This window comes from Streptomyces sp. adm13(2018), assembly GCF_008042145.1.
Classification (GTDB): Bacteria; Actinomycetota; Actinomycetes; order Streptomycetales; family Streptomycetaceae; genus Streptomyces.
On record NZ_RDBH01000111.1, the window covers coordinates 1 to 9,018 of the forward strand.

Annotated in this window: 2 protein-coding genes; both read left to right on the top strand. The window is 75.0% G+C overall.

Going from position 1 to position 9,018, the window contains the following annotated elements; translation table 11 throughout:
• The first annotated feature begins 5 nt into the window (after positions 1–5).
• On the top strand, positions 6–5,570 hold the full coding sequence (locus tag EAO70_RS09905; protein ID WP_261992787.1) for a non-ribosomal peptide synthetase/MFS transporter: 5,565 nt from the start codon (positions 6–8) through the stop codon (positions 5,568–5,570).
• Positions 5,567–8,833 (top strand): non-ribosomal peptide synthetase, encoded by a 3,267-nt coding sequence (locus EAO70_RS09910; RefSeq protein WP_148002640.1) that lies wholly within the window; start codon positions 5,567–5,569, stop codon positions 8,831–8,833. The genes EAO70_RS09905 and EAO70_RS09910 overlap by 4 nt, the downstream gene beginning before the upstream one ends.
• Positions 8,834–9,018: the final 185 nt, after the last annotated feature.

Here is a 9,018-nt window from a genome sequence, read left to right on the forward strand (position 1 = left end):
GGGTGGTGGACCCCCGCCCGGCGGACACCCCGCCGCCGCTCTCCAGCGGCCAGGAACGCCTCTGGTTCATGGACCAGTTCGCCCCCGGTTCCACCGCCTACACGCTGGCTCCGGCCCGCCGCCTCCGCGGCCCGCTCGACCGGGCCGCGCTGGACGCCGCGCTCACCGATCTGGTGGCCCGGCACGAGAGCCTGCGGATGAGCTTTCCCACCACCGATGCCGGTACCGCCGAGGTGCGGGTCGCCGAGCCCGCGCCGTTCACGGTCCGGCACGTGGACGCCACGACCGACCCCGACCCGGAGGCGCGCGCGACCGCCGCACTCGGCGCCCTCATCGCGGAGCCCTTCGACCTCGGCTCCGGCCCGCTGGTGCGCGCCCTGGTGGTCCGGGTCGCCGAGGACGACCACGTCCTCGCCCTGGTGATGCACCACATCATCTGCGACGGCTGGTCCATCGACCTCCTCCACCGCGAGCTCGACACCCGGTACGCCCACCACGCCCACGGCTCACCGGGCGAACTCCCGCTACTCGACGTCCAGTTCGGCGACTACGCGGTCTGGCAGCGGGACCGGCTGGAGAACGGTCCGCTCGCCTCCTCCCGGGCGTACTGGCGTACGGCGCTCGACGGCGTCCCGGCCCTGGAGCTGCCCTCCGACCGGCCGCGCCCGCCGCTGTTCACCTTCGACGGCGCCGCGACCGAGTTCCGCTGGAGCCCGGAGCTGTCCCGCCGCATCGGCGAGGTCGCGCGGGCGTACGGCGCCTCGACGTACATGGTCCTGATGGCCGGGTTCCAGGCCCTGCTGGGCCGGCACGCGGGGCAGCGCGACTTCGCGGTCGGCTCGGCCGTCGCCGGTCGCCTCCACCGTGAACTCGAGAACGTCGTCGGGGCGTTCGTCAACATGCTGCCGATCCGCGCCCGACTCTCCGCCGAACTGGAGTTCGGGCAGTTGATCAGCCGGGTCCGCGAGACCACGCTCGACGCGTACGCGCACCAGGAGGTGCCGTTCGAGCAGATGGTCGGCGACCTGGCGGTGGAGCGCGACGTCAGCCGCGCCGCCGTCTTCCAGACCACCTTCGCCTTCCAGAACTACGGCGACCGTGCGGCCGGCGCCCCGACGGGCCCGGCGGGCCTGGACTCCCGGGGCTTCGGCTACGAGGCCACCACCACCCACGCCGATCTCGCCCTCTACATGCGGGAGGAGGCGGACGGCGGCCTGTACGGACTGCTCACCTACCGCACCGACCTCTTCGACGCCGGGACCGTCGAGCGGCTCGCCGAGCGCTTCGAGCTGCTGATCACGGCGGGCGTCGCCGACCCCGCGCTGCGGGTCGACCGGCTGCCACTGCTGGGCGCGGCGGAGCGCACGAACGTACTGGAGACCTGGGCCGCCGGGCCCGCGCTCCCGGACGGCGGCCCCGCCACGCTCACCGGGGCGCTGGCCGAGGCCGCCGCGCGGACACCCGGGGCGCCGGCGCTGGTCTTCGGGGACCGCACACTGTCCTACGGCGAGCTCGACCGCCGGGCCAACGCCATGGCCCGGCGCCTGCGGGCCCTGGGCGTGGCCGCGGACGACCGGGTGGCCGTCTGCCTGGAGCAGTCCCCCGAGCTGGCGGTCGCCCTGATCGCCGTGCTCAAGGCCGGCGGCGGCTACCTGCCGCTCGACCCCGAACAGCCCCCCGCCCGGCTCGCCCACCTGGTCGCCGACGCCGGGGCCAGGGTCCTCGTCACCGACAGCGTGCTGCGGCCCCGGTTCGGCGACCACCCCGCCGTGGACCTGCTGACCGACCGGGCCCGGGGGACGGACGGGGAGGACGAGTCGCCCCTGGCGGAGGTCTCCGGCGCCGACCACCTGGCGTACGTCATCTACACCTCGGGCTCCACCGGTACGCCCAAGGGCGTGGCGGTGCWGCACCGCCAGTTCCTCAACTACCTGGCGGGGGCGCGCGAGCGGCTCCGGATCGAGCCCGGGGCGTCCTACGGGCTGCTCCAGTCGCTGGCCTTCGACTTCAGCATGACCATGCTCTACCTGGCCCTGACGACGGGCGGCCGGGTGCACCTGCTGCCGCGCCGGATCGCCGGTGTGGAACTGGCCGGCGAGATCGCCCGGGCGGGCATCGACCACCTGAAGATGACGCCCTCCCACCTGGCCGCCCTGACGGCCGACGCGCCGCTCGACGAACTGCTGCCGCGCCGGACGCTGGTCCTCGGCGGCGAGGCCAGCGGCGCGTCCTGGGCGGCGGGCATCGCCGCACTCGGCCGGTGCGCGGTGTTCAACCACTACGGTCCGACCGAGGCGACGGTGGGCATCACCGTCCACGAGGTGACCGCGCGGACCCCGGGCGCACCCGGCAGCACCCCGATCGGAACGCCACTGGCCGGCGGGCGCTGCTATGTCCTCGACGAGAACCGCGCCCCCGTGCCGCCCGGAGTGACCGGAGAGCTGTATGTGGGCGGGGACCGGCTGGCCCGCGGCTACCTCGGACGGCCGGACCTGACCGCCGAACGGTTCCTGCCCGATCCGTACGCACCCGATCCGAACGCACCCGATCCGAACGCGTCCGGCGCGGGCGAGCCCGGGTCCGGTGGCCCGCGGATGTACCGTACCGGCGACCTCGCGCGCTGGCGGGCCGACGGGGCGCTGGAGTACCTGGGCCGCGCCGACGACCAGATCAAGGTCCGTGGCTACCGCGTCGAACCCGGCGAGATCGAGGCCGCGCTCACCGCCCTGCCCGGCATCACCCAGGCGGTGGTCACGACCCGAGGCGAGGGCGTCCGGCAGAACCTCGTCGCCCACCTGGAGCGTCCCGGCGGCGGCGAACCGCCGACCGCGGCCGAACTCCGCGCCGCGCTGGGCGAGGTGCTGCCGGACTACATGGTCCCGGCCCGCTACGTCGTCATGGAACGGCTGCCGCTGCTCGCCCACGGCAAGGTCGACCGGAAGGCGCTGCCCGCCCCCGCGGACGGTCCGGCGGCCGGCGCCCAGGTCGAGCCCGAGGGCGAGACCGAGCAGGTGATCGCCGCCCTCTGGGCGGACCTGCTCGAACTCCCCCGGGTCGGCGCGCTGGACGACTTCTTCGAGCTCGGGGGCCACTCCCTCCTCGCCACCCAGCTCGTCGCGCGGATGCGCCGGGCCTTCCCCGACCTGGCCACCCCGGTCGGTGTGATGGACCTCTTCAAGCACCCGACGGTCCGTCGGCTCGCCGCGCTGGTCACCGCGCCCGAGGGGGACCGCGGCCCGCTCCGGCTGCTGCACCGGCTCACCCCGGAGCGCCGGGAGGTCGCCGGCAGCGTGGTCTGCGCCCCCTACGGCGGAGGCAGCGCGCTGATCTACAAGCCGCTCGCCGACGCCCTTCCGGCGGACTGGGCCCTGCACTCCCTCGCCGTCCCCGGCCACGAGCTGGGCGAGGAGGCGATGGACATCGACGAGGTCGCCCGGCTCTGCGCCGAGGAGATCGTCGCGAACGTCGCCGGACCGCTGGTGCTCTACGGGCACTGCGGCGTCGGTGTCCGGCTGACGGTGGAGATCGCCCGCCGGGTGGAGGCGGCCGGCCGCGCGATCGACGCCGTCCACCTCGGGGGCATCTTCCCGTTCGCCCGCCCCGGGGGCCGCGGCGCCGCACTCGCCGAGCGCTTCGCCGAACTCGCCGCCCGCCTGCGCAGCGACCAGGGCATGATCAACGCCCTGGCCGCCGCGGGGCTCGACGTGGACGAGGTCGACGAGGAGCAGCTGCGGCTGATCGTGCGCAACCGGCGGGTCGGCACCAAGGAGGCCGAGCGCTACTTCGGTGAGCTGTACGAGACCGAGGGCGGGGTCCTCACGGCACCGGTGATCGCCGTGTGCGGCGACCGCGATCCGGCGACCGAGTTCTACGAGGAACGGTTCCGTGAATGGCACCGCATCACCGGGACCGCCGCGGTGGTGGTCCTGGACGAGGCGGGGCACTTCTTCCTCAAGTACCGGGCGCGGGAGCTGGCCGACATCCTGACCGGGGTGCACCGCTCGCTGGCCGCCGGCGAGGAGGCGCGCCACCACCGCACCGACGGCGCGACCTGGTGGCTGGCCGGCCTGTCCCGCGACGGCGCGGGGGCGGAGTCCGTGGCCGGAGTGCCGGAGGACGCCGGGGCGGAGCCCGTCGCCGGGGCGTCGGCGGACGAGAAGGCGGCCGGGCGGCCGCAGCGGCGGGACCGCTCCGGTACTCCGGGAAGGTCCGGGACGCGCCGACCGGTGCGCCCGACCATGGGCCGGTTCCTCGCCATCGCCACCGGCCAGCAGCTCTCGATGATCGGCTCGGCCCTGACCGAGTTCGCCCTGCCGATCTGGGTCTACCTCCAGACCGGTTCGCTGTTCCAGCTCGGGCTGCTCGCCGCCTTCGGCCTGGTGCCGGGCATCGTGGTCGCCCCGCTGGCCGGTGCCGTCGTGGACCGGGGCGACCGCCGTCGGGTGATGCTCTGGGGCGACGTGGCCGCCGGTCTGACCCAGGCCGCCATGCTGGTGCTGTACCTCGGCGGTTCGCTGGAGGTCTGGCACTGCTACGTGATGATCTCCCTGCTCTCCGCCTCGCTCGCCTTCCAGCGGGTCGCCTGGGGCTCGGCGGTCCCGCAGCTGGTGCCCAAGCGCTACCTCGGCCGCGCCAACGGCGTGGTGCAGATGGCGCTCGGCCTGGCCCAGTTCCTCGTCCCGCTCATCGCGGTCGGCATCCTCCATGTGATCGGCCTCGGCGGCATCCTGGTCTTCGACGTCGTCAGCTATCTGATCGCCACCGGTGTCACCCTGGCGGTGCGCTTCCCCGACGCGATGGCCGCCACCCGCCGCGAGAGCGTCGGCGCCGAGATGCGGGCCGGTTTCCAACGGGCCCTCGGCAGCCGCTACTTCCGGGCGATGCTGTTCTGGTTCGCGCTGCTCAACATCTTCCTCTCGCCGCTCTTCCTGCTCGTCACCCCGCTGGTCCTCTCGTTCTCGTCGACCGCCTCGGCGGGCTGGGTCTCCACCGCGGCCGGCCTGGGCGCCGTCCTGGGCGGACTCACCCTGCTGGTCTGGGGAGGGCCGCGCCGGATGCGGCTGCGCGGCGTCCTGTGCGCCACCCTCGGCCTCGCCGCCGCCTGCGTCCTCACCGGACTGCGGCCCTCGGTGGCGGTGGTCGCTGCCGGAGCGTTCGGCATGACCTACGGGCTCGCCCTGCTCAACGGCATCTACGCGACGGTCGTCCAGACCAAGGTCCCGATGCGCTTCCACGGGCGGGTGATCGCGGTGAACACCATGGTCGCCTGGTCCACCCTGCCGATCGGCTTCGCCGTGGTGGCCCCGCTGGGCCCCGGGCTGCTCCAGCCGCTGATGGACGAGGGCGGCGCGCTGGCCTCCAGCGTCGGCGCGCTGATCGGCACCGGTGACGGGCGCGGCATCGGCCTGCTCTACCTGGTGTTCGGCCTCGCCATGGCCGTACTGGCCCTCGTCAGCTTCTTCGTTCCCGTCCTGGCCCGCTTCGACCGGGACGTCCCCGACGCCGAGTCCGACGACCTGATCGGTCTGGAGACCCTCCAGGCCCGAGCGAAAAGCGAGATCACCGCATGACCGCCCCGACCACCCCGGACGTCCGCCATCCGCTGACCGACGAGCAGCGCCGCCTCTGGATGCTGCACCAACTGAACCCGCACGACGCCGGGTTCAACATGTACCTGAACCGCCGCTGGAGCGGCCCGCTCGACCCGCGGGCCCTCAGCACGGCCCTCACCCGGCTGACCGCCCGGCACCAGGTACTGCGCACCCGGTTCGTGCTGGACGGCGAGCGGCCCGTCCAGGTCGTCGAGCCGGTCCGCGAGGTCGCACTCACCCTCGTCACGCTCCCCGACGCGGCGGAGGAGGCGGACTTCACCGCCGCCTGCGCGCCCTTCGCCAACGACCCGTTCGACCTGGGTGAGCAGCCGCCGCTCCGGGCCGTCCTGGTCAGCTCCGGCGCGCACGAGCACGCACTGGGCCTGGTGGTCCATCACATCGTGTCCGACGGCTGGTCGTTCACCGTGCTGTGGCGGGAACTCCTCGCGCTGTACCGCGAGGAGACCGGCGAGGAGGAGGCCGACCTCCCCGAGTTGACGCTTCAGTTCGGCGACTTCGCGCGCGCCGAGCGGACCAGGCTCGACGGCGGCGGCGCCGAGGAGGCCTTCCGGTACTGGAGCGGACGCCTGGCCGGTGTCGGCGCCCTGCGGATGCCCCTGGACCACCCCAGGCCGGCCGAGCCCGCCCGTCCGGCCGGCTTCGCCGACCTCGCCCTGGGGTCCGACCTCGTCACCGGGATCGACGCCCTGGCCCGCGAGCAGCGCTGCACCCCGTTCATGGTGCTGCTCGCCGCCTACCAGATGGTGCTGGCCCGCTGGAGCGGCAGCCTCGACTTCGCCGTCGGCACCCCCCTCGCCGGGCGCACCGAGACCGCCCACGAGGCGCTGCTCGGCTACTTCGCCCGCACCGGGGTGATCCGCGCCGACCTCACGGGGGACCCCGACTTCCGTACCGTGCTGCGCCGGGTCCGTACCGCCACGATGGCCGCGCTGAGCCATCAGGACGTGCCGGTCGAACGGGTGGCCGCCGAACTGGGGCTGCCCGTGCGGCCCGGGGGCGACGCGCTCTACCAGGCGGTGTTCGTCCACCAGAGCCAGCACGATCCGGCCGACGCGGAGGCGGTGCTGCCCGCCGGCGTCCGCACGGCCGACATGGACTCGGGCTTCGACCGGGCCAAGACCGATCTGCTGCTGGACAGTTGGCGTACTCCCGACGGCGGGATGACGCTGTCCTTCTGCTTCGACCGGGAGCTCTTCGAGCGCTCCACGGTCGAGGCCCTCGCCGGCCGGGTCCGCGGGCTGCTCGACCGCGCCGTCCTGGACGTCGGTATCCCGCTGCACGGGGACTGGCTGCTGACCGGCGAGGAGCGCGCCGCGCTGCTCGCCCTCGGTGCCGGGCCCTCCGTCGCCGGGGAGGCGCGACCGATCCTGCGCGGTTTCGCCGACCAGGTCGCCGCCCGCCCCGACGCGCCCGCCCTCGCCTGCGCGGGCGAGGTACTCACGTACGCCGAACTCGACCGCGCTTCGGACGCGTTGGCCCGACGGCTCGGCCCGGTGACCGGACGCCCGGTGGGTGTCCTGATCGAGCCCTCCTTCGCCCTGGTCGTCGCGCTGCTCGCGATCTGGAAGGCCGGGGCGGGCTATCTGCCGCTCGATCCCGCGCATCCCGACGAGCGGCGACGGCTGATGCTCGGCGAGGCGGACGCCGCCCTGCTGGTCACCGGCGGCGACCGGCCCGACCTGGGCGTCCCGGTACTGGCCCTCGACGAGCCGTCCACCGGAACCGGGCGGACCGAGGAGCCGGAGGCCGTGCCCGGAACGGACGGCACCGAGGCCGGGCCCCTGCCCGGGGTCGACCCCGGCGGGCTCGCCTACGTCCTCTACACCTCGGGCTCCACCGGCGCCCCGAAGGGCGTCGCCGTCGAGCACGGCGCCCTCGCCGAGCGCGTCCGGTGGATGGCCGGCCCGGACGGCTACGGGCTCGGGCCCGGCGACCGGATCGTGCAGTTCGCGTCGATCGGGTTCGACACCCACGCCGAGGAGCTCTGGCCCGCCCTCACCGCGGGCGCCTGCGTCGTCCTGCTGCCCGGCGGCGGGCGGATGCTGCCCGACCTGCTGCGAAGCGAGGCGGGGCATTCCGTCACCGTCCTCGACCTGCCCACCGCGTACTGGCAGGAGCTGGTGTCCCCGGGCGAGGGCACTCCCTGGCCGCCGGCGCTGCGCCTGGTGGTCCTCGGCGGCTCCGAGGCACGCGCCGCCACCCTCGCCCAGTGGCGGGAGCGGCACGGCGACCGCGTCCGGCTGGTCAACACCTACGGTCCGACCGAGGCCACCGTCATCGTCACCGCGGGCGACCTCGCCGGCGGCCGCGCCGACACCCCCGCCCTCGGACCGGCCGCCGGACGGCGTCCCCCGCTCGGCCGCCCGCTGCCGGGAGTGCGCCTCTACGTCCTGGACGAGCGCGGGGGTCTGCTGCCCGCCGGGTCCGAGGGCGAGCTGTACATCGGCGGCCGCGGCCTGGCCCGCGGCTACGCGAACCGGCCCGGGCTCACCGCGGAGGCCTTCCTGCCGGACCCGTTCGCCGACGCGCCGGAGGCCCGGATGTACCGCACCGGCGACCGCGTCCGGTGGCGTACCGACGGGCAGCTGGAGTTCCTCGGCCGCGCCGACGACCAGGTGAAGATCCGGGGGTACCGGATCGAGCCGGCCGAGATCGAGGCCGCGCTCACCGCCCATCCGGCCGTCGCCCGGGCGGCCGTACTGGTCCGTGACGGGCGCCGGTTGATCGCCTACGCCGTGCCGCGGCCCGTCGCCGGGGAGGAGGCCGCGCCGGAGGCGGGCGCGCTGCGCGAGCACCTGGCCCGGCGGCTGCCGGCCTTCATGGTGCCGGACGCCGTGGTGCTGCTCGACACCCTCCCGCTCACCCCCAACGGCAAACTCGACACCGCCGCCCTGCCCGATCCGGGCCTCGATCCGGCGGGCGGCCCGGACGGGTACCTGGCACCCCGTACGGAGGCCGAGGGCCTGGTGGTGGAGCTCTGGCAGCAGGTGCTCGGGCTGCCGAAGGTCGGAGTGCTGGACGATCTGCACGCCCTCGGAGCGGACTCGCTCCTGGTCACCCGGGTCGCCGCCCGGATCCGGGCGGACGTCGGCCTCGACGTGTCGATCCGCGACGTCTTCGAAAGCCCGACCCCGGCGGCCCTGGCGGCCCGGGTGGAGGCCCTGCTCATCGCCGAGATCGACGCCCTGAGCGAGGAGGAGGCCGCGGGCCGACTGGCTTGACCAGCCCCCGGGGAGCCCGTACGCCGACCGACCGGCGCGGACTCCCCGGGGCCTACCCGGCACCCTCGGCCGGCCGGCCGTACGGCGGCACTGGCTTGTACCCGCCACCGCACGGCCGGSCGGCCGAGGGTGCCGGGTACGCCTACCGGGGCCGWCACACGCGCCCGGTGGGCGCCCCCTTCCCC

What these genes read in the sequence shown, in the direction of transcription:
- EAO70_RS09910 (WP_148002640.1), top strand. Translation starts at nt 5,567, where the DNA reads ATGACCGCCCCGACCACCCCGGACGTCCGCCATCCGCTGACCGACGAG.